Origin of the sequence: Staphylococcus cohnii subsp. cohnii (genome assembly GCF_002902365.1) — a bacterium.
Classification (GTDB): Bacteria; Bacillota; Bacilli; order Staphylococcales; family Staphylococcaceae; genus Staphylococcus; species Staphylococcus cohnii.
This window is the reverse complement of sequence record NZ_PPQC01000046.1, coordinates 43,493-66,232: the sequence shown is the minus strand read 5'-3', so window position 1 is coordinate 66,232 and position 22,740 is coordinate 43,493. Positions and strand designations below refer to the sequence as shown.

Annotated in this window: 15 protein-coding genes and 2 pseudogenes; 13 read left to right on the top strand and 4 right to left on the bottom strand. The window is 32.0% G+C overall.

The window, feature by feature from the left end; genetic code table 11:
- Positions 1-393 precede the first annotated feature (393 nt).
- Positions 394-2,346 carry a fructose-bisphosphatase class III gene (locus tag CD032_RS08080; RefSeq protein ID WP_040029774.1) on the bottom strand — a complete coding sequence of 651 codons (1,953 nt, stop codon included), beginning with the start codon at positions 2,344-2,346 and terminating at the stop codon, positions 394-396.
- Between the two features lie 467 nt (positions 2,347-2,813).
- Here CD032_RS08080 and putP point away from each other — a divergent pair, with 467 nt between their 5' ends.
- Positions 2,814-4,355: a sodium/proline symporter PutP gene (putP, locus tag CD032_RS08075; RefSeq protein ID WP_019470064.1), complete on the top strand. Its 1,542-nt coding sequence runs from the start codon at positions 2,814-2,816 to the stop codon at positions 4,353-4,355.
- Between the two features lie 261 nt (positions 4,356-4,616).
- Here putP and uptA read toward each other — a convergent pair.
- Positions 4,617-5,227, bottom strand: a pseudogene (gene uptA, locus CD032_RS08070) (undecaprenyl phosphate transporter UptA).
- Positions 5,228-5,604: 377 nt separating this feature from the next.
- On the opposite strand from uptA, the pseudogene CD032_RS08065 reads away from it, so the two are divergent.
- The 4 genes and pseudogenes from CD032_RS08065 (at position 5,605) to CD032_RS08050 (ending at position 10,657) form a co-directional block, all read left to right on the top strand.
- Positions 5,605-6,881: pseudogene (locus tag CD032_RS08065) on the top strand (pyruvate MFS transporter).
- Positions 6,882-6,930: 49 nt separating this feature from the next.
- On the top strand, positions 6,931-7,215 hold the full coding sequence (locus tag CD032_RS08060; RefSeq protein WP_019470065.1) for a putative quinol monooxygenase: 285 nt from the start codon (positions 6,931-6,933) through the stop codon (positions 7,213-7,215).
- A 394-nt stretch (positions 7,216-7,609) separates the two neighbouring features.
- Positions 7,610-8,308, top strand: a complete 699-nt coding sequence (budA, locus tag CD032_RS08055) for an acetolactate decarboxylase (RefSeq protein WP_019470066.1) — start codon at positions 7,610-7,612, stop codon at positions 8,306-8,308.
- Positions 8,309-8,740: 432 nt separating this feature from the next.
- Positions 8,741-10,657 (top strand): FUSC family protein, encoded by a 1,917-nt coding sequence (locus CD032_RS08050; RefSeq protein ID WP_019470067.1) that lies wholly within the window; start codon positions 8,741-8,743, stop codon positions 10,655-10,657.
- 143 nt (positions 10,658-10,800) lie between these two features.
- Here the strand turns inward: CD032_RS08050 and CD032_RS08045 are convergent, their stop codons facing one another.
- Both CD032_RS08045 and CD032_RS08040 read right to left on the bottom strand, forming a co-directional pair.
- The gene (locus tag CD032_RS08045; RefSeq protein WP_040029775.1) at positions 10,801-12,012 is read right to left on the bottom strand and encodes a hypothetical protein; all 1,212 of its coding nucleotides are present in this window, start codon (positions 12,010-12,012) and stop codon (positions 10,801-10,803) included.
- Positions 11,993-13,168: a hypothetical protein gene (locus CD032_RS08040; protein WP_019470069.1), complete on the bottom strand. Its 1,176-nt coding sequence runs from the start codon at positions 13,166-13,168 to the stop codon at positions 11,993-11,995. The genes CD032_RS08045 and CD032_RS08040 overlap by 20 nt, the downstream gene beginning before the upstream one ends.
- Before the next feature lie 178 nt (positions 13,169-13,346).
- Here CD032_RS08040 and CD032_RS08035 point away from each other — a divergent pair, with 178 nt between their 5' ends.
- The 8 genes from CD032_RS08035 (at position 13,347) to CD032_RS08000 (ending at position 22,460) form a co-directional block, all read left to right on the top strand.
- Positions 13,347-13,760 carry a DUF2188 domain-containing protein gene (locus CD032_RS08035; protein ID WP_019470070.1) on the top strand — a complete coding sequence of 138 codons (414 nt, stop codon included), beginning with the start codon at positions 13,347-13,349 and terminating at the stop codon, positions 13,758-13,760.
- Positions 13,761-14,056: 296 nt separating this feature from the next.
- On the top strand, positions 14,057-14,752 hold the full coding sequence (locus tag CD032_RS08030) for a GTP pyrophosphokinase (RefSeq protein WP_019470071.1): 696 nt from the start codon (positions 14,057-14,059) through the stop codon (positions 14,750-14,752).
- Positions 14,753-14,845: 93 nt separating this feature from the next.
- Positions 14,846-15,571: a MerR family transcriptional regulator gene (locus CD032_RS08025; protein WP_040029776.1), complete on the top strand. Its 726-nt coding sequence runs from the start codon at positions 14,846-14,848 to the stop codon at positions 15,569-15,571.
- A 157-nt stretch (positions 15,572-15,728) separates the two neighbouring features.
- Positions 15,729-16,412 carry a GntR family transcriptional regulator gene (locus tag CD032_RS08020; protein WP_019470073.1) on the top strand — a complete coding sequence of 228 codons (684 nt, stop codon included), beginning with the start codon at positions 15,729-15,731 and terminating at the stop codon, positions 16,410-16,412.
- Between the two features lie 34 nt (positions 16,413-16,446).
- A complete protein-coding gene (gene gntK / locus CD032_RS08015; protein WP_019470074.1) occupies positions 16,447-17,997 on the top strand; it encodes a gluconokinase in 1,551 nt (516 codons plus the stop codon).
- Positions 17,998-18,189: 192 nt separating this feature from the next.
- Complete coding sequence (locus CD032_RS08010) at positions 18,190-19,548, top strand: gluconate:H+ symporter (protein WP_019470075.1); 1,359 nt, start codon at positions 18,190-18,192, stop codon at positions 19,546-19,548.
- Positions 19,549-20,040: 492 nt separating this feature from the next.
- Positions 20,041-21,111: a YkvI family membrane protein gene (locus CD032_RS08005; protein WP_019470076.1), complete on the top strand. Its 1,071-nt coding sequence runs from the start codon at positions 20,041-20,043 to the stop codon at positions 21,109-21,111.
- Positions 21,112-21,245: 134 nt separating this feature from the next.
- Positions 21,246-22,460, top strand: coding sequence for a helix-turn-helix domain-containing protein (locus tag CD032_RS08000; RefSeq protein WP_019470077.1), 1,215 nt, complete (start codon positions 21,246-21,248; stop codon positions 22,458-22,460).
- Positions 22,461-22,740: the final 280 nt, after the last annotated feature.

Genomic DNA, 22,740 nt, shown 5'->3' with positions numbered 1-22,740 from the left:
ATACATATGGTAATCATACTTATTTAATAAACATCACAATGATTTATTTTATCTTAAACGAAACGAGAAATAAATCATAAAGTTCATATCATATATACATTTGTATTTTTTGAGAGAACGGAACAGCTCTAAGGTTGAGTAAACAAATTGAAAATATTCATAAAGGCAGAACCTAAAAAAACTAGGCTGCATACCCATGGAATTTAGGGATTAACAGCCTAGAAAATGGTGCTTTGATTAAGTTTACAATTTAAGAGAACGGCGTTTATAAATATTGTCGTTTTCTATATTTTTATGAAACAACGTAGCATTCGCCGCGTTGTTTTTTTGAACTTTTAGTCACTGAATACTGCATCATTTCATTATCATTTTATGAAGAAGTCATGGATAAAATTAGTTGACAAATCGGTCATGCATCAATACTTTTAACACATCAATTTTTTCTTGTATATCTTTACCAGTATTAGTATCACGTATTTTTTTACGTTTTAACTCTTTGTCTACCACGCGTCTTATAGAAAGCTCGTCAGCCCCATTGAGCAAGACATGTTTTTTAGAATTAAAGTGTTGGTGTGCTACAAGCTGCATTCCAAAAGAATTATAGAGTAAAGTATAGCCGGCAATACCAGTTGTAGATTGGTAGGCTTTTGAAAATCCACCGTCGATGACAATCATCTTACCATTTGCTTTGATTGGGTTTTCGCCGTCAATTTCTTTAACTGGTGTATGGCCATTGATTATATGTCCTTCTTCTGGATCTAAACCGAAATCTTTTAACATTTTTTTGCACATATTTACGTCTTCACGTAAATAGTAATAAGGGTTTTTAGTTTCTTTATGTGCTGATTTATCATTAATAAAATAACGTTCAAATGTTGTCATTGCTCTTTTTCCAAATAAGGACGAATACTTACCTGTCCATAGATACCAAACAAGATCCGTTGCTAGATCATCATGTATGTCTTTATGGTCAAATGCCTCTCTTACAAAGTATTCGAAATGGTCAAGCAAATCTCTGCCATAGCATTTTTCACCATCAATAACCATAGATTCCATTTCTCCATTTTCATCCACAGGAATACAACCATGAATTAGCAAATTGCCATTATAAGGAAGGTAAAGTTTCCCTTTTTGCATTAAAAATGTCATGTGACGTTTTAATTTTTCAGATTGTTGCACTGATAATAATAATTTTTCTATTACTTCGTGTTCATCTTCAGTTAATGCGTTAGGGTTGCTTGGATCAATTGTTTGGAAACAAGTATGTTCTAAAGCATAAGTTTTACCATAAAGTGTGGCTGTATGATTTTCATAGTCGATGCTTTCCAACACTAATCGTTCTTCCATTTCAAAGTTAGGTCTACGCTTAATGATAGGTGCTTCTAGTTTGAATTGGATGATTGCGATTGCTTGGTGAATTTTAGTGATTTGTTCTATTTCGGATTGAGACAGTCCTTCAGCATTTTTAGGTTTGAAAGCAGGATTGTCACCTGAATAATATTTTTCAGCAAGTGTTAATAATGGACGTAAATTAATACCATAAGCATCTTCAATAATGTCTAAGTTATCATAACGCGCACAAATTCTGAGTAAATTTGCTAAGCACACTTTAGAACCAGCATAGGCACCAATCCACAAGACATCATGATTTCCCCATTGTACATCAACAGAAGGATAGTCAATTAAGGTGTCCATGATTTTATCAGGTTCTGGACCACGATCATAAATATCACCTACAACGTGTAAATGGTTCACCACGAGATGTTGAATTGTAAAGGACAGACCGATAATCAGATCATCTGATTGTTCGAGTTCAATAATTTGATTCATTAGTGTCTGATAATATGAATGTTTATTATTATATTTATTACTTTTATATAACAACTCTTCTATTATAAAAATATAATTTTTAGGTAAAGTTTTGCGTAATTTTGTTCGTGTATATTTAGAAGAAGCATAAGTGACTAATTTGATAAGACGATTAATCGTTGTGATATACCATTCATCTAAGCGCTCTTTTGAGGTGAAACTATTTTTAATTAATTTTAATTTTTCTTCTGGATAATATACAAGTGCCGAAAATTCATTTATTTCTTGGCGTGTCAAAGTATCTTGAAATATATCACTGATTTTAGAACGAACATTTCCTGAACCATTTCTTAATACATGTTGAAATGCATGGAATTCTCCATGTAGGTCGCTGACGAAATGTTCCGTGCCTTTTGGAAGTTCTAAAATAGACTCAAGATTTATAATTTCAGTTGCTAATTCCTCTCTGTTATTAAATTGTTGAGATAATAAATCTAAATATTTTTCTTTTACACTTTTTTCTGTTGCATCATGCATTATTTATGTCACTCCAATTAGGTAGTTTTGTTACTCATTCTATTTAATAAAACGTTTCCATTGTATGTGTAATATTGTAGCATTAATTTTGGGGTGAGTGTCTAGTATTGATTACATTATTTATACTATCTTTTAATTAATGGAAATGGCTTCATTTTTTTGTCAAAAAAGCGGTAAAATTGTTAAAAATAACGATGTTACTCAAATAAACAAATTCTCATATAAATGTAAATGTTGTAGGGAACATACATTTTTTGAAATAGAAAAATAAGTATTTAACTCTATAATTGTAAAAATACACATATTATTTAAAACGATAAAAACAGCTTAATAACAATTGTTTTGAGCGTTTTGAAGGTGATTTGGAATGTATTTGCAAAAACTATTTTTTAAATAGCGGTTTAAAAATTTTTAAAATTTTGTATAATAAGTGCATGTAACAAAATTATACAAAGGGAGTTTATTTTATGTTTACTTTAGGAGCATCGTTATCGAGTCAAGTAAATCCAAACTGGCAGACATATATTATGCTTGGTGCGTATTTTGTTGTGCTATTAGTCATTGGATATTACGGTTATAAGCAAGCGACAGGTAATATCAGTGAGTATATGTTAGGTGGTAGAAACATAGGACCTTATGTTACAGCATTATCTGCTGGAGCATCAGATATGAGTGGTTGGATGATTATGGGATTGCCCGGTGAAGTTTATACGACAGGGTTATCAGCTGCATGGTTGGCAATCGGTCTGACTATTGGTGCATACATAAATTATCTCGTTGTAGCCCCACGATTACGTGTGTATACAGAAAAAGCTGGAGATGCAATAACATTACCTGATTTCTTTAGAAATCGTTTAGATGATCAATCAAATGTGACTAAAATTATATCAGGTGGTATTATTGTCGTGTTCTTTACACTGTATACTCATTCTGGAATGGTTGCAGGTGGTAAATTATTTGATAGTGCTTTTGGTTTAAACTACCATTTTGGATTATTATTAGTTGCTATTATTGTAATTGCGTATACTTTCTTCGGCGGATATTTAGCCGTGTCGTTAACAGACTTTTTCCAAGGGGTAATCATGTTAATTGCTATGGTCATGGTACCAATAGTAGCGATGATGCAATTAAGTGGATTGGATACTTTATCGCAAGCGGCAGATTTGAAACCGACAAACCTTGATTTATTTAAAGGTACAACGGTTATTGGTATCATATCATTCTTTGCTTGGGGATTAGGTTATTTTGGACAACCACATATTATTGTGCGTTTTATGTCTATTAAATCAGTGAAACAATTACCGACAGCAAGACGTTTTGGCATAGGTTGGATGGCAATTAGCTTACTGGGTGCAGTTGGTGTAGGTCTTGTAGGTATTACATTTGTCAATCGTGGTGGTGTAACACTTGAGGATCCAGAAACATTGTTTATATTAATGGGTCAAATATTGCTCCATCCACTTGTGGGCGGTTTCTTACTTGCAGCTATTTTAGCAGCGATTATGAGTACGATTTCGTCACAACTATTGGTGACATCAAGTTCATTAACTGAAGATTTTTATAAATTGTTCCGTGGTGAGGAAGCAGCAAAAAAACATGAAAAGGAATTTGTTTTTGTGGGACGTATGTCAGTTGTTTTAGTTGCAATTGTTTCAATTATCATTGCATGGTCACCTAATGATACAATTTTAAATCTTGTAGGTAACGCTTGGGCAGGTTTTGGTGCTGCATTTGGACCACTTGTATTAATGAGTTTATATTGGAAAGGTTTAAGTCGTACTGGTGCAGTCAGCGGAATGATTTCAGGTGCAATTGTTGTAATTGTTTGGATTGCGTTTGTTAAACCATTAGGTGAAATTAATGATTTCTTTAATTTGTATGAGATTGTTCCAGGATTTTTAACAAGTTTAATTGTTACTATTTTAGTTAGTAAAATGACGAAGAAACCTCAAATTGATGTAGAAGGCGATTTAGAAGAAGTTCGTCAAATAGTAAAAGGTAATAAGTAATCATTATCATAGTAGTTTGATAAAGGGGTAGTATTTTGATTATATAAATATTAAAAGCGCACATAAGTAATAGAAAATTTTCTGCTCAAAATTTTAGGGAGAAATTAAAGATCGTGAAAGACTAACTTCAAAGGGGGAAGTTAGTCTTTTTTTATAAAAAAATCAGACAAAAACCCTACGGATTTTGTCTGATTGCTAAGATAGATATCAGTTATACGAGCAAATGACGTAAAAAGTTTTAAACTAAAGCAAAGCGTACACTTATTGATGTGTGCGATTCTTTTTGTAGATACGAATAAAGAGATATACGACAGCTATAGCGATGATGACATACATAATATATGAATAAGTGTGTAAGCCATTCATTAACGTATCAAAACTGTTGCTCAACATGCTACCTAAGAAGATGAGTGCAATGTTCCAAATTGTAGTACCTATTAACGAAAGAATAGTAAATAATACAATATTCATTCTATTAATGCCTGCTGGTATGGTGATTAATACGCGTAAAACAGGAATAAAGCGACAAAGAAAGACTGCAATAGCACCGTATTTTTTAAACCATTCATTAGCGCGAGCAATATCTTTTCCTTTGAGTTTGATCCATTTTCCATATTTATCAACAAAACGATATAAACGTGCTTCAGAGACGATACTACTGATGTAATAAAGTATGATTAAACCGATTAACGATGAAATGGTAGATATGATAAAAAGTAAAGGTATGGATAAATCAGATTTAACTGTCATCAGTCCTGCAAATGTCAAAATAATTTCAGATGGAATAAAAGGTAATATATTTTTAATAGGATTAATATTGCAATAGCAGTATAACCCCATGAATTTATAAAGTTTGTCAGTATTTGTTCCATGGTGATAAGTGTCGCTCCTTTTCTTAATCAAACATGATGGTATTTTTTAATTACTTCTGTATTATAATCTAAATTAATGTGTAATGCATATTTAAGGTAATATAAAGATAATTAATAAATTTGTTGCCTTGAAATTTCAATGCACTGAGGGATTTAAGAAAAACTTATTTCAACTAATATTATAGTGAAGATTTAGGTTTTTAAAGAACTGGTGTTAATACCTGTCACATAAACTGTGTACGCTGTTCATAAGAATGAATAAGGTATTATCATAAAATGAAAAAAGTAGTTGTAAGCGATTTCATATTGTGGTATATCTAGGCACACAATAGGTCATATGATGACTAGTGAAATAGGGAGAGAGTGTGGGTAAAAAAATGGAACAAAAAAGAACAAATATAAGATGGTATTTTGCTATTACGTTTTTCATTATAGGTGTAATTGCTTATATGGATAGGTCAAATATTTCCATTATTGCAGGACCTATGATGGAAGATTTACATTTGACGAAAACACAGTTTGGTTTATTAGCATCATTTTTCTCGTTAGGGTATGCGTTGATGCAAGTACCTTCAGGTTTTTTGGCAGAAAAATTTGGCTCTAAAAAAATGTTAACAATTGCGCTCGTATGGTGGAGTGCTTTCACGATTTTAACTGGTGTTGTTAAAAATCATGGTTTATTATATGCTGTACGTTTTTTATTTGGTATAGGTGAGGCACCTATGTATCCTTCGAATGCAGTGTTTAACTTATTTTGGTTTGCTAAAGGTGAAAAAGGACGTGCTTCGAGTGCATTGTTAGCGGGTTCATATTTTGGACCAGTGATTGCACCTGTAGTTACGATTGCTATCGTTAATATGTTTGGATGGCAAGCTGTATTTTATATTTTTGGTGCTATTGGTATTGTCATTGCATTATTATGGATTATTATTTCAAAAGATTTACCGGAACAACATAAAATGGTAAATGAAGCAGAAAAAAATATATTATGGAAAACCGTGATATCATAAAAACTGAAAAAAGTAACGCGCCGTGGAATATCTTCTTAAGAAGATTTAGCTTTTATGCATTGGCTGCACAATATTTTGTTGTACAATTTGTTGTGTCACTATTCTTAATATGGTTACCTACATATCTAACGGAACAATATAATGTCAAATTAACCGACCCTGATATGGCTTGGGCAGCAGGTGCACCATGGATTGCTATGTTCTTATTAATATTATGTGGCGGTGCAATCTCTGATAAGCTATTACAAAATGGAAAATCAAGATTTGTTGCGAGAGCGTCCATTGCAATCATCGGTTTTGTGGTATTTTGTATCTCATTATTCATGTCAATTCAAACAAACAATTTAGTAGCAAATGTGCTGTGGTTGTCATTATGTTTAGGCGGAATAGGAATTGCTACAGGAATGAGTTGGGCGGCAGCTACAGATTTAGGACGTAATTTTTCTGGTTCAGTATCTGGCTGGATGAATTTATGGGGCAATATCGGTGCTTTGCTGAGTCCTTTATTAGCAGGTATGATGGTTGATATTGTTGGTTGGACAGTGACATTAGAATTAGTTATTATCCTAGTCGTGTTTGCAATAATTATGTGGTTTTTTGTTAAACCGGATCAACCGTTAATCATTGAAAAAGAAGAACTTTAATACTCTTATAAACAAACTTTGCAAGAGCGATTATCTCAGGAGGTTATATATGATTTTAGTAACTGCAGTAATGAAGATTAAATCAGAACATAGAGAAAATTATTTAGCAGAGGTTGAACGCTTAGTCATTGCAGCAAATCAAGAAGCAGGTGCATTATATTATGCGCACTTTGAAAATACAAATGAACCTCAAACTTTTGCTTTTATAGAAAAATATAAAGATCAAGCTGCATTAGAAGCACATAATCAATCTGAACATTTTCAAACATTTTTTAAAGAAGTAGAAACTTATTTACTTGAAGCGCCTAAAATAGAAGTTGCTACAATTAAATAATTAATAAAATAAGCGTATAGAAGATAAACATCTATGATTAACGCATAAGCGCCCGTTTCAAATTCAATTGAATAGAAACGGGCGCTTTCATTTTTTTGAAATATTGAAGCGTATTAACTGAATATTTTCCTATGATGGATGTCATCTTGGTAAAACGAAGTTGACGTTTATTTATAGTTTGAATCGATATATATAAATGAAATCAAAGTGTGTTTTATCATAGTTTTAAAATAAAGCATATAAGGTTGATATCGAGAAATATTTAGGTTTCATTAATGCTTTGTGAGCACAAAGTTATTGAAAAACACAATTATATTGTATAATAATATGTTGTGAATTATTGTGAATAGTGAAATTCTTTAAAAAAGATACTGATATAAGGAGAGAAAATATCATGCTATATCAACATGGCACGCTCGGTACATTGATGGCTGGATTATTAGATGGCACTATGGAAATGAATGAAATTTTAAAACATGGTGATTTAGGTATCGGTACGTTAACAGGATCAGACGGTGAAGTTATTATATTAGATGGCGTCGCTTATCATGCTGATGCACATGGTAATTTCAAACAACTAGAAGGTAGTGAAATGACCCCTTTTTCTACGGTCACACCATTTCAACCGGATGTTAGTTTTGAAGTGAGACATATTACTGATTCTGAATATGTATTAAATCAAACCAAAAGCCACGCTGCCAGTGAAAACTTATTTTTTGCGGTTAAAATATCTGGGAAATTTGAAAACGTACATGTTAGAATGATGCCAAAACAAGAAAAACCGTATACTAAACTAATTGAATCGGCTAAACAACAACCAGAGTTTCATTATGATCAAATTGAAGGTACGATCGTTGGTTTTTATGCACCAACACTTTTTCATGGCATAGCTGCCGGAGGTTTCCATTTACATTTTGTAGATAGAGATAAAACAATAGGTGGACATGTATTGGATTTTGAAATGAATCATGGCGATGTAGAAATAAGTAATATTGAAACACTTGAACAACATTTCCCAGTAAATAACGCGACATTTTTAGAATCTGATATTGATTATTCAACAGTGCACGAAGACATCAAACAATCAGAATAAAATTACTCGTTAAAGTAGAATATAGTAATGATTAAACATATTCATTATAACGATTTGTAGGAAATGCCCTAGCAGAAACCAATAAAAGTGTTAAAATAGTTTAGTAATCGTTAATTAAAATGTATCTGATTTCTCAACCAAAATTTGTGAAATGAACTATTTTACAATGTACTTCCCCAGTTGTAGATTTATGTATTTGATAAAGTGAGCTGAAGGATAAATTAAATATCTTTAATATTGTATAAAAGCAAAGTATTTATATTTAAAGCTATGTATAACAAGTTTTTCACAAAACAAAATGACCTTAACGGAGACGGGACTATGAGATCGAAATATAAATTTTAGATTTCTAACCCGTCTTTTTTATGTTTTCCATCAAATCAGATGAAATATCATTGTTAAAATAAAATAAAAAGGAGAGGTGAATCGCCATTGATTAAATATTTAAAGTCACTCACAAAATTTAATGCTATGAAAATCGATGTTGCTAAAGGTATTAGACAAGCGATACTAATGTTTTTGCCATTAATGATTGGTTATTTAGTCGATTATTTTTCAATCGGTCTATTAATTTCAACAGGTACGTTAGCACATATTTATGTGTTTGGCGGTACGGCAAAGTCTAAACTTCGTACAGTATTTTTTACTTCAATAGTATTTGCATTATCGATGATGTTAGGCACGTTGACCGTCAATCAACCCATCATATTTGGTATTTTATTATTGATTGTAGCAGTAATACCATATTATGTATTTAGTTCATTAAACATTCCTGGACCATCATCAACTTTTTTTATTGTGGCATTTAGTTTGCCAATTAATTTACCAGTTGCTCCAGATGAAGCATTAATAAGAGGTGTTTCAGTATTTATCGGAGGTTTATTAGCAACATTTGTAGTAATCGTGGTGATTTTACTTTCAAAAGAATCAGCTGAAGTTAAATCAATTAAAAATGATTATAATATTATAAAACAATTAGTTTATAATTTTGATGATCCAAAAGCATTTTCAAAAGCATCCCGATTTGCTGTGACTGCTTTTAGAAATACTGATAACCAACTCATCACTGCAAGTTCTGCCAAATCTCAAAAGTCACCACAATTCCAACGTTTAATATTGCTACATAATATTGCACAAGGTATACATTCAGAATTACTGGAATTAAATGAAAAAAATGTACGGCCTTTACCTCAAGATATTAAATTGATGGTAGACTACGTAATCAATTTAGTATATACGCAAGGTAAGACAAATAAAACATGGACTCGCCAAGTTGATATTGATGAAGCTTATCAAAAACTTGTAGATAATATATTCAAAGTTGATGCCATAATGAATGCAAATGATGCACAACTGGAACACGAAGTGGATATACGTGTACCTATTTATGGTCATCGATTAGTTACGAATTTAACAATAGATTCATTTGTCTTTAGAAATACTATACGCTATATCGTTATTATGGCAATTGCGATTTTTATCGCATTGATGTTTGATTTTGACAAAGCATATTGGATTCCACTTAGTACGCATACAGTATTATTAGGTTCAACTACATTACACAGTTTTGAACGTGCTGGATCAAGAGGTATCGGTACGATTATAGGTGTACTTGTACTGTCATTAATACTATTGTCTACACCACCTGTACCTATCGCTATATTACTCCTTGCGGTTGCAGCAGGTATAACAGAAATATTCGTTGGAGCAAATTATTCATTTGCAGTTATATTTATCACAATCCAAGTTATATTATTAAATGGTTTAGCATCGAACCATCTCTCGATTTTAATAGCACTTCCACGAATTATTGATGTGATTGTTGGTATTATTATTGCTGTTGTTTCGCTACTGATCATAGGTAGAAAGACTGCTTCTTCAATGTTACCAGGCACGCTTGCTACAGTAGCTCGTAATGAAGCAGTGTTATTCCATTATTTATTTTCAAGCAACAAATACTCATCGAGAGAGCGAGATAAAAAAGAAATGTTGCATTTAAGTGTTCAACTAAATAATATGAAACAAATATATAATAGTGCGAATGGTGAAGTATTTAGTAATAAAAGGGTTATACAATACTATTATCCTAGTATATATGCACTAGAAGAAATCAGCTTTATGCTGACGAGGGCATTAAGTAATGAAAAACGTTACCATATTAATGATGAAACCATGGGAGAGTATTTGTTAGTATTTGAAAACATTGCTAAACACTTTGAAATCGGTTCTAATATCAATGTTCAAGAAATGGCAACTTTACCACAATACATGCACATTAGAACTTCTTTAATGAGTATTCAACATAATTGTCAAAATGCAAGACAAGCAAATAAATCACCTCATGAATAATGCAAAACAAGCCAATGTTACGGTAGTTAATATCCGATGACATTGGCTTGTTTTATATTTAAAATTTAATGAAGTGTTTTGTGAAGTCTTTACAAATATGGAAAAATAACAATGCTCTAATAAGCATTGCTACTTTCCGATATCTAGTTGGAATCTTGTTGTTTTCTAGCTTTTTCTTCTTCTTCTTGTCTTTTTTCCTTTATATCTAATTGTGCTTTTCTTTGTTGTTGTTCTTGTTGTTGTTGTTCTTTATGCAATTGCTTGTATCGCTGTTTTTGTCTATATCCGTAAGTACTTTCAAGTATGAGTGCTTCATTATTTAGACCAACACCTATTGCACCAGCTACAGTCGAAATTGATGCAGCAAACCAAGCTAAGTTTAGGTAAGTTGTTAAACCTGCAGATGTTTTTAATTGTAATGCTTGACCTAAATAATCTGAGGGGAGCACAATTAAACTTGCAATCAAAAAGAGTGAGAACAAAATAAAGTAATAAATAATAACTGAAACAGTTAAAGTCATCGTTGTAGTTAAGTTGTATAAGGTAGTGATTTGCTTATTCGTGCTCTCTTTTTTTGATTCCCATAAATTATGTGCAATGATCATCCAAATCATCATACCGAAAATTGCTACAAGCATCATTAATAACAAGCGCCACTCAGAATATACAAAGCTCAAATTCCACATTGTCGTAAAAATGATTCCAAAGGCACCTGTAGTGAATGCAATTGCCACAACATTACTTAAGCTTTTTAACATGTTAAATGGGTTGTTTGCAAATGTCATACCACTAACAAGACGAAAAATACCTTTAGACTTGGACGATACGTAGTATTGTGTATGTTGAGAGGTAGTATTTTCAAAGTAAACAGTTCGTGATTGTAAATTTGATAAAGGAAACTGCGCATTCATCAATGACATAGCGTCATGATTATTGTTAATTTTTTCAGAATGCTTAAATTCATCTATTGCCTTTAGAATAGCCAATATAGAGTTTTGAATTCTTTTTTTGATTGGACGCCATCCATAAGCAGGGATAGAAATTAAACTAGCACCATTTTGTCTATTGATATCAATGGCAACTACTTTTTGTTGTTCAATCATCGGTAGGTCAGTGAGTCCAATTGTAAAATGCCATTGATTATGCTCTTGATAATCAGCAATTTTACTGAAAATTTGTTGGACGCTTTCTGCTGAACCAGTCAAAGGATCAATAATTGTATCGATTTCCCATTTAACTGAATGCTTATATTGCTCACTAAGGATGTGGGGCAAATCAATTTCAAGATTACGCGCTACTTTTTCAGTGACGCCCGGTGCAGCAATAATACCTATTTTAGCCGTTGTTGTGTTCATTTAATCCCTCCTCATGATGTGATTGTTTTTCGCCCTTGTAGTAATCAGCTTTTGCATATGCGCTAGAGCTATCTTCATCTTCTTGTTCCAGTGATTTAGATCTATAGTATTGTCTAAAAGAATACGTCACACGTTTAATTTTTTCAGCATTTTCAACAGTGGATCCCATAGCGCCAGCGAGTATACCTAATGACGTAATAAACCAAATTAAGTTAATATAATTTAAAATAGTTGGATGCTCACTGTTTAATGATGTCCAATTTGAAAACAACTCGGGAGGTACAAATAATATTGTACTTAGAGATAACAAGATATATAGTACTATAAAATTTAAAAAGGTGATGGTCAATAAGGTTGTGAAGGTCGTGATGTTATAAATAAAGCGATAAAGTTTTTGTGTATTAGCGCTAGGTCTTTCCCATAATTTATAAGAATAAATTAGCCAACCAACCATGCCTAATACAGATAGTAACATCAGTAAAATATACCGCCAATAACTATAATCAAGACTGATATCCCAAGGTGTAGAAAATATTGCTATATAAGTTCCTGTGGCAAATGAAACAGATATGATTTTTTTAAAATCAAAAATGGCAGACCAAGGTTCATTGGCAAAAGTCATGCCACAAATCAAATGAAGCCAACCTAAAAATGTAGATTTGGCAATGATACGGGATCTATAATTTTCATTATTATCCTTAGGTATGACTTCTTTAAATTGAGTCAATTTAAAATGCTTAAAGTTTAAAGTGTTTTTGTTTCTACCAGAAGAATGTAAATATTCAATAATAAATATTAAGCACTGTCTTAATTTCTCTTTTAACTTAAAGTTTCCCAACGCTGGTAATGATAAAAGTGCTGTTTTAGTATCGAAATCAATATCACATAATGCACTTTTATTTTTAGAAAAATTAGGTAAATCCGTAATACAAATTGTATAATCCCAATTTTTTTGTTGTTTCATATTGGATGCAATATCCAAAACTTTATCCATATGTTCTGCAGTCCCAATCATAGATGCAACGTGTATTTCAAATTGCCATTCCACGCCATTATCTACATGTTTTGTGAAATCTTTTGGGAGCTCTGAATAAATTTTGTTGATTAATTTATGAGGCATGTCAGGAGAAGGGATTAAGCCAATGGATAGATTCATGTTAGTTAAACCTCCTTTTATTTAACACTGATTCTTACTCATCATTCCCTTTCAATTAATGAACAAATCATAGTTGTCTTAAATATTTATATCATTTTTAATGCATTTATTTAGTTTGTTAAAGGAAAAAAGAGGTAAAAGAGAATTAATATAAGTTTGAATATGGAGGTTTTATCACATGCCTTGGACGATGGAAGATTATCCACAAAGTTGGAAAAATATGGAAAACTTGGAAAGAAAAAAAGCAATAGACATTGGAAATGCAATGCTTAAAGATGGATATCAAGAGGACAATGCGATTCCAATCGCTACGAAACAAGCTGAAGATTGGTACAAAAATGCGACTGAAGATGAATTGAAAGCGTTGAAAAATAAAAAAATCACTGTTCATGAACGTGATCAATCTGTAAATCCACAATTAAATCATAAAGATGTTCATGTCTATTATGAGAATAGTGAGTGGAAAATAAAGTCTGATGGTGCGAAACAAGCTACGGATAGCTTCGATAAAAAGGCAGATGCTATGAAGCGAGCACGTAACATTGCAGATAATAGAAGGACTCAGATTATTGAACATAAAATGAACGAATAGTGTGAAAAAACGTGAAGGCGAAGCTGAAAATGTATTTGATTTAGTAGAATAGAGACTTTTGTATGTATAAGTGAAAAAAACAAAACATGTCAATTGAAGTAGTTGACTTTAAAACAAACAATAGGCAGCTATGGATTTTATGAGCTCGAACAGCCGAAACTGAAAAATGCCCTTTCACATATCAAGTAATCTCTGACTCGAACCATTCATTGATAAATATTCACTGTATTGTTTCAAGTAGTCTTTAAATTTAGCTATAATGTTTGGAAAGAGATGAATTATTGGAGGTACGATTTATGTACATTGAACGTAAATCAACGTTGAATATGGATGATTTGAAAGAAGAATTTAAAGAGAGTTTATCATATATAAATAATTATGAAGAAGCATTTGAAATGGTCATTGATTTTGTTGCTTTAGAGCAATTATATTCATCCGCACTAAAAGAAATTAGCACTAAACTTGATATTTTAGACGATCATTTTCAACAATTGTATAAACATAATCCGATCCATCACATGGAACGTCGTGTTAAGGAAATGAGAAGTCTGATTAAAAAGTTAGATCGAAAAGGATATCAAATCAACACAGCGTCAGCGAAAGCATATATTTATGATATTGCAGGTATAAGAGTTATTTGTAATTATATAGATGATATTTATGTTATTGAAGAATTATTGTTAAAACAGGCGGATGTTCAGTTATTAAAACGAAAAGATTATATTATGAATCCAAAAGATAACGGTTATAGAAGTTTGCATATTGTAGTGTCAATACCGGTGTTTTTAGCGAATTCTGTAGAAAAAGTACCGGTAGAAATTCAAATTAGAACAATAGGTATGGATATGTGGGCGAGTTTAGAACATAAAATACGTTACAAAAATAATAAAAATACAGAGGATTATAGAGAAATTTTAAAACAATGTGCCAATGAAATTACAACTGTTGAAAGTAAAATGCAAAATATTCATTCCGAAATTTTTGAGAATTAGAGTCTTAAACAAATATTATGCACTAAAAACGAATGTTACACTTGCTCGTTACGTTAGGTCACCATGTATGATTAACGTCAAGGAGGTTATTTTATGACACTATATCAAACAGGAGAACTAGCAAAGCATTGCAATGTAACAGTAAGAACGATTCAGTATTATGATAAAAAAGGACTCTTACAATCGATGCCATCATCAAGTAATGGTAGACGATTATTTGACGAACAAAGCAAAGTAAATTTAGAAATTATCTTAATATTGAAATCGATAGGTTTTTCATTGAAAGACATAAAAATATTACTAACAGACGACAAAAAGTTACAAGCAGTAAAAGTTATGTTACATCAAAAGAAAACTGAAATTAATGAAGAAATTGAAAAATTGAAACTTACTGCTTATCAAATGAAACAACTGGAAAGCAGTATCAGTGAAGATGCGCAAGCACCTATTGAAAAATTGATTAACACACATAAATATGTCATTCAAAATCAGCGTGGCATGACGTTATACATGCCACTGCTATATAAGCTGAGTCCTGCGAGCATAATACAATATACATCTATCATCGCTAGCGTATTATTAAAAAAATGGATGCCTTTTTTATCAACATTACCTATTCTAGTAATTTATGCTGGCATTATGACAAAAGCGATATATCAACGTGTGAGTTATTTATGTCCGAATTGTCAACAAATATTTAAACCTAAATTGTCGACGTGGATGTTTGCTGCACATACACCTAAAACTAGAAAATTACAATGCCCGCATTGTTACCAAACACATCATTGTGTAACAACGTTAAAAACAGGAAGTCATTAAAATGAAAAAAATCGGTATGTCGAGTGAAAACTTGATATGCCGATTTTTTATGGAATTTGGAGACGCTCCGTATAATTGCAAGCGCTTGCAATTATACGGAATGTATATTACTATACTTGTATACAAGTATATCGATTGAGTGGAGAGGTGAAGTCGTTTGGAATATATTTATCCAGAACAATGGCTTGAAGGTGTTTCTAAAGGTGAAATGATTGCTTCGGAAATACGTTTAAGAATTGTTGATGGCATGATTACACCAGACACATTGTTAACTGAAAACCAAATTGCCAATGAATTTAATGTGAGTCGTTCTCCAGTAAGAGATGCATTTAAATTATTAAAGCAAGATCAGTTAATTCATTTAGAACGAATGGGTGCCTACGTTTTACCTTTTAATGATAATGAAAAAAAAGAACTGTATGATTTAAGAATTATGCTAGAATCATTTGCTTTTAATAAGATAAAAAAAGATAATCATGAGCAAATTGTTAAAGAAATGCGGAAACAACTAGAAATGATGAGAGTTGCTGTTAAATTTGAAGACGCAGAGGCATTTACAGAACACGATATGAAATTTCATGAAGTGACGATATTAGCTTCTAAACATCAGTATCTAAAAACATTTTGGAACAATTTGAAGCCAGTGATGGAAGCGCTTATCTTGTTATCCATGCGCAAACGTATGACTGAAAATCCGGTTGATTTTGAACGAATTCATCATAATCATGAAGTGTTTATCGATGCGGTTGCAAAGCAAAGTGCAACAAAACTAAGAGAAGCATTTCATTTGAATTTTGATGATGTTGGCGAAGATATAGATAGTTTTTGGATGAAAGAGTAATTGTGAAACAAGAGGTACAATAGGAGGAAAAACTATGAAATACATGATAGGTGTTGATATAGGTACGACAAGTACAAAAGCAGTGCTTTATGATGAAAAAGGGCAGTTTATTATGAAACATAATATTGGCTATCCTTTGCATACACCAAATGTGGAGGTGTCAGAAGAAAATCCTGATGAGTTATTTGATGCAGTATTGATGACGATTAAATATGTTATGAGGGAAGCCAATGTTCATAAAAATGATTTGAAATTAATTTCATTTAGTGCTCAAATGCATAGTTTGATTGCAATGAATGCAAGTCATCAACGATTAACTGAGAATTTGACTTGGGCAGATAATCGTGCGACAAAATATGCAGAAATGATTAAAGATAAATATGACGGTGACGCGATTTACAGTAGAACAGGTACGCCTATCCATCCAATGTCACCTCTATCTAAAATATTTTGGATGAAACACGAACAACAAGAAATATATAATCAAACAGCGATGTTTGCAGACATTAAGACATATATTTTTTATCAGTTATTTGAAACCTATGTGATTGATCAATCGATGGCTTCATCTACTGGCATGTTTAACTTAGAGAATTTAGATTGGGATCAAGAAGCATTAGCGTTGTTAGGCATTCGTAAATCTCAATTGCCTGAAATTGTGCCGACAACACATATATTAAAAGGGATGAAACGTCGTTACGCAACATTAATGGGTATTGACGAAAATACGCCAATTGTTGTAGGTGCTAGTGATGGCGTATTGTCAAATTTAGGCGTAAATGCGTTTAAAAAAGGTGAAGTTGCTGTAACCATTGGAACTTCTGGCGCCATAAGAACAGTAATAGATAAACCACGAACAGATTATAAAGGTAGAATTTTCTGTTATGTTTTGACGGAAGATCATTATGTCATTGGAGGACCAGTGAATAATGGAGGTGTGGTATTACGATGGCTACGTGACGAATTATTGGCGAGTGAAGTGGAAACAGCAAAACGTTTAGGCGTTGACCCATATGATGTACTGACTAAAATTGCTAATCGTGTTAAACCGGGCGCAGATGGGTTGATATTCCATCCATATTTAGCAGGTGAACGTGCACCATTGTGGAATGCAGATGCACGAGGTTCATTCTTTGGCTTAACGCTAGCTCACAAGAAAGAACATATGATTCGAGCAGCGTTAGAAGGCGTTCTTTATAACCTTTATACAGTTTATTTAGCATTAGTCGAAGTAATGAATGAAACACCGTCCACGATAAAAGCAACGGGAGGGTTTGCTAAAAGTGAAGTGTGGCGTCAAATGATGGCAGATATCTTTGATACGAATTTAATCGTACCAGAGAGTTATGAAAGCTCATGTTTAGGCGCTTGTGTACTTGGCATGAAGGCACTTGGTGAAATTGAAGATTTTTCTATTATTGAAGAAATGGTGGGTACAACAAATCAGCATCGTCCAAATCAAGATAATGTGAATGTTTATCAAAAACTCATTTCAATTTTCATCAATTTAAGTCGCTCATTAGAAGAACGCTATGCTGAAATCGCTACGTTTCAGCGTGAACATGTGGTTGAAGATAAATCGTAGATACGATTTATTGGTACAAACTGAGTGAATGATAAGCTATAAATAAAAATATGTAAATTCCATTTAAGGCTATCATTTCATTCAGTTTAAAAAATTTAAAATTTTAAACATTTAAGTAAGCGTTATCATTGAGAGGGCAAGCCCTTTTGATATTATGAACGATTATGTTAAGTGTTAAAGGGGAGAACAATTATGTTTGAAACAATTTGGCCATTAATTACAGTGGTTATAGGTATCGTTGTATTATTATCATTAATCATTTTCTTGAAGTTAAATACATTTATATCATTAATTATTACATCTATTATCACTGCTATTTTACTCGGAATGCCGTTAGATAAAATTATAGAAACCATTGAAAATGGTATGGGAAGTACTTTAGGACATATTGCTCTAATTTTTGGTTTAGGTGCGATTTTAGGTAAACTATTGGCTGATGGTGGTGGTGCTACACGTATTGCCGATACATTGATTAAAAAGTTTGGACACAAACACGTACAATGGGCAATGTTGATTGCAGCCTTTATTGTAGGTATAGCGTTATTCTTTGAAGTAGGATTAGTACTATTAATACCATTAGTATTTACAATTGCAAAACGCGCGAATGTATCACAATTAAAACTTGGACTTCCTATGGTTGTAGCACTATCTGTGACACATGGATTCTTACCACCACATCCGGGACCAGTAGTAATTGCTAAAGAACTACAAGCTAATTTAGGTCATGTGTTACTTTACGGTATAATTATAGCAATACCTGTTACCATTATTGCAGGGCCATTATTTAATAAAGTGGCACAAAAAATTACGCCAACTGCTTATCAACGCGAAGGTGATATCTCAGCTTTAGGTGCGCAAAAAGAATTTTCAGAGTCTGAAATGCCTGGATTTGGTATCAGTTTACTAACTGCAATTTCACCAGTTATTCTTATGTTACTTTCTACAATTGTTCAGTTAGTGACGGGTAATGAAGAAGCGACAAATGGCTTTGAATCCTTCATTTACTTTATAGGTACTGCTGGTACAGCGATGTTAATTGCCGTTTTGTTTGCAATTATAACAATGGGTGTCAGACAAGGTAGAAAAAATGCTGAAATCATGGATTCTGTATCAAACGCAATCTATCCTATTGGAATGATGATTTTAATTATAGGCGGCGGTGGTACTTTCAAACAGGTACTGATAGATGGTGGTGTTGGTGACACAATAGCTAAAATGTTTGAAGGTACTGAAATGTCTCCTATATTACTAGCATGGGTAGTTGCAGCCGTTTTAAGAATTGCTTTAGGCTCATCTACAGTAGCCGCAATTTCATCAACAGGCATTGTATTGCCATTACTACAATCATCGGACGTGAATGTTGCATTAGTAGTATTAGCAATTGGCGCAGGTAGTGTTATCTTATCTCATGTGAATGACGCAGGCTTTTGGATGTTTAAAGAATATTTTGGTTTAACTGTTAAAGAAACGTTTCTAACTTGGTCATTACTTGAAACGGTTATTTCTGTTTCAGGACTAGTTTTTATTTTTATATTAAGTATCTTTGTATAATAAAATCACATAAAAACACATATAAATGGGTGTGTGTTACGAAATAGAGTCTGGAACATAAAGTTCTTGAACAAGTGAAAAAAGGCAATTTCTATTGAAATCATATAGAAATTGCCTTTTTCAATATTGTTTTAATTATAGTTAGGTCATTGATTTACTACTTGGGTTAATATAGGTCCTTATTTTTAAAAATATTTTAATGTGAATTTAGACATAAATAAGTCGTAGTATTGATGAGTAACAATGAATCACACAGATGGACTGAATTAAATCATCTTCATGTTATTTTTCTAGGGTTTATGTTCCAAATGCTATTTTGCATGAATTGCTTAGTCTTTTAAGTATTTCAACATAAATTATGGATAAAATGATAAAATTGAGTAATCGTAGAAATTTTAAGTAGTTTAGATGCCAAATATACAATAATCATAGTTATTATAATTGAAATTTTATTTAAGTTGTATATAGTAGACTCAATAAGGGGGTAACATGATGAAAAGAATATTACTGATTGCTAGTGCTTTTATCGGTGTCATCGTTGGTGCTGGATTTGCTTCTGGACAAGAAGTGCTGCAATATTTTACTAGTTTTGGTATTTTGGGCACTTTGGGTGCTATCATTACCACAGCGTTGTTTGCTTATGTTGGGATGATGCTTGTTTGGTTAGGGAGTAAGTTTGATACAGATTCACATAAAGTCGTTATACATAATATTACTGGAAAATCATTATTTGGAAAATTATTGGGATGGATTATTGATTTAGTCATTATCTTTACTTTGTTTGGTGTCGGTGTAGTGATGATTGCAGGTGCTGGGTCAAACTTAAATCAACAATTTGGGGTACCATCGCTCGTTGGTACATTATTAATGACTGTATTAATCATCCTTGCAGGAATGTTAAAGGTAGAAGGTGTAGTTAAAGTTATTGGCAATATTACGCCGTTTTTAATTATTTTTATATTAATTATTTCGATTTATAGTTTCTTAACTACAAATGTACCATTTTCTGAATTAAATACAATTTCAGATGCGAAACCTTCGACATTACCTAATTGGTTTGTTGCAGGTATTAATTATGCTTCATTTAATACAGCAGTAGGTGCTTCAATGGCTATTGTAATGGGTGGAGCAGAAAAAAATTCAAAAGTAGCAGCAATTGGAGGCTTAGTAGGTGGCCTGATATTGGGTGCTATGATTGTCTTAAGTCATTTAGCAATTTTTACACAAATCAATATTGTCGGTAATATGGAAATGCCTATGTTAGGTATTGTGAACCATATATCACCAATTCTAGGTATCATTATGGCAATCGTGATATTTGGTATGATTTTCAATACAGGACTAGGTATGTTTTATGCATTTGCAACACGTTTCACTGTTGTAGATTCTATACGTTTTAAGATATTTTATACTATTACAATCCTTGTAGGACTTTGCTTAAGTTTTGTCGGATTTACAGATCTGGTAGCAATCTTCTATCCATTAATCGGTTATTTAGGTTTGGTGCTTATCTTTGTCTTATTCTATGCGCCGTTTAAATTAAAATTGGGTAAGAAACAATAGACACAGAGTGATCAATAGCCTTACATGACTAAATATATAAAATACTAAAAATAAATTAAATATTTTTTATTTATTTGATACTCTATTCCTTAATATTTAGATATAATAAAAATATAAGGAATGGGGTGTTTTTTATGAAAAATGAAACGCTAGAAATATTGCAAATGCATGCTATACAATTGCTGGGTATTCAGTTAGAAGGTTATGATATGGACAACATAAAGGAGATTAGTAACCATATTAAGACACCTTTTATGAATACTACCAAAAAACAATATAGAAATGAGTTGAAACATTTTATTGTGCATATGCAAAGTAATAAAATTTATCACTATAAAAATAGTTTTAATGTTAGCTTTTTGATTTTTAAATTTAAAAAATATAGAAAAATATATATTATTGGGCCTTATATGGATAAACGACCCAATGAGCGCCAATGTAATGAAATGTTACTTAATTTAAATATTAAAATTTCTAAGCTGCCTACACTGAAACAATATCTACTTAAAATACCAATATGTCATCATGTTAAAGCACAAAAAATGTGTCGTTTAGCAATTCGTTTTTTGAAGAAAAGAAATATTGTCTATGAAACGGTAGAAATTGACTTCAGTTTTCATGCAAATGAAACATTTTTAGCTGATTCTAAGCTTCAAAGTGATTACACATTACAAGAAATAGAATATAGATATAATTTAGAAAATCAATTGTTGACTGCAGTAGAAAACGGAAATGTCGAAGAAGCATTAACGATTTTAAAAAAGATGAGTTTGTCTGTGACTGGTTTACGACGAGTGAAGGATGATCTATCAAATGAACAATATAAAGCATATTTGATCAATACTTTATGCTGTAAAGCTGGTGAAAAAGCGGGTGTAAGTCTTATACATATCGATGAAATATCCGCTCGATATGCTGCAATGATTGATCGGACATTGGATGTAGAAGTATTGGAAGAATTAACGTATGCAATTGTAAAGGAATATGCAGAAAGGGCTATGAAAATTAAAGCGAATGCCTTTAGCCCTAAAGTAAGTAAAGTGATTCAATATATTGAAAGAAACTTAGATAGTAATTTAACTTTAGAAGAATTAGCGAATTATGTGAATTTGGCACCTAGTTATCTATCAAGAATTTTTAATCAGGAATGTCATCAATCTTTATCACAATTTATTACAGCACTAAGAATAAAAAAAGGGCGTGACTTAATAGCGCGGACAAAAATGACTGTTGCCGAAGTGGCAAAATATGTTGGTTTTAAGGAACAAAGTTATTTCGCACAATGTTTTAAAAAGCAATATGGCAAGACACCATTGAAATATCGGACGGAACATAAAGAATTTTATTAGTAGATATAATGAAAAATCAGAAAATTAAATATTCAATAAAAAAATTGTAAAAAAATTGTAAAAAATTAGGAAAATATCAAAAAAATCATAATTATCTCTGAAAATAATTAAAATAGCACCAATTCACATTAAACTTAGAGCTAATTTAATATTTTCCGCGCAATTGTATGTAATAAAGTATAGTATCAATTTGGATTGGCGTTATTACAGACTTTAGCAATAGTTGAAAAAAATAGCATAGATGGATAAGTAAGACACAATTTTAACAACGTTGTTATTT

What these genes read in the sequence shown, in the direction of transcription:
- CD032_RS08080 (WP_040029774.1), bottom strand. Translation starts at nt 2,346, where the DNA reads ATGCATGATGCAACAGAAAAAAGTGTAAAAGAAAAATATTTAGATTTA.
- putP (WP_019470064.1), top strand. Translation starts at nt 2,814, where the DNA reads ATGTTTACTTTAGGAGCATCGTTATCGAGTCAAGTAAATCCAAACTGG.
- CD032_RS08060 (WP_019470065.1), top strand. Translation starts at nt 6,931, where the DNA reads ATGATTTTAGTAACTGCAGTAATGAAGATTAAATCAGAACATAGAGAA.
- budA (WP_019470066.1), top strand. Translation starts at nt 7,610, where the DNA reads ATGCTATATCAACATGGCACGCTCGGTACATTGATGGCTGGATTATTA.
- CD032_RS08045 (WP_040029775.1), bottom strand. Translation starts at nt 12,012, where the DNA reads ATGAACACAACAACGGCTAAAATAGGTATTATTGCTGCACCGGGCGTC.
- CD032_RS08040 (WP_019470069.1), bottom strand. Translation starts at nt 13,168, where the DNA reads ATGAATCTATCCATTGGCTTAATCCCTTCTCCTGACATGCCTCATAAA.
- CD032_RS08035 (WP_019470070.1), top strand. Translation starts at nt 13,347, where the DNA reads ATGCCTTGGACGATGGAAGATTATCCACAAAGTTGGAAAAATATGGAA.
- CD032_RS08030 (WP_019470071.1), top strand. Translation starts at nt 14,057, where the DNA reads ATGTACATTGAACGTAAATCAACGTTGAATATGGATGATTTGAAAGAA.
- CD032_RS08025 (WP_040029776.1), top strand. Translation starts at nt 14,846, where the DNA reads ATGACACTATATCAAACAGGAGAACTAGCAAAGCATTGCAATGTAACA.
- gntK (WP_019470074.1), top strand. Translation starts at nt 16,447, where the DNA reads ATGAAATACATGATAGGTGTTGATATAGGTACGACAAGTACAAAAGCA.
- CD032_RS08010 (WP_019470075.1), top strand. Translation starts at nt 18,190, where the DNA reads ATGTTTGAAACAATTTGGCCATTAATTACAGTGGTTATAGGTATCGTT.
- CD032_RS08005 (WP_019470076.1), top strand. Translation starts at nt 20,041, where the DNA reads ATGAAAAGAATATTACTGATTGCTAGTGCTTTTATCGGTGTCATCGTT.
- CD032_RS08000 (WP_019470077.1), top strand. Translation starts at nt 21,246, where the DNA reads ATGAAAAATGAAACGCTAGAAATATTGCAAATGCATGCTATACAATTG.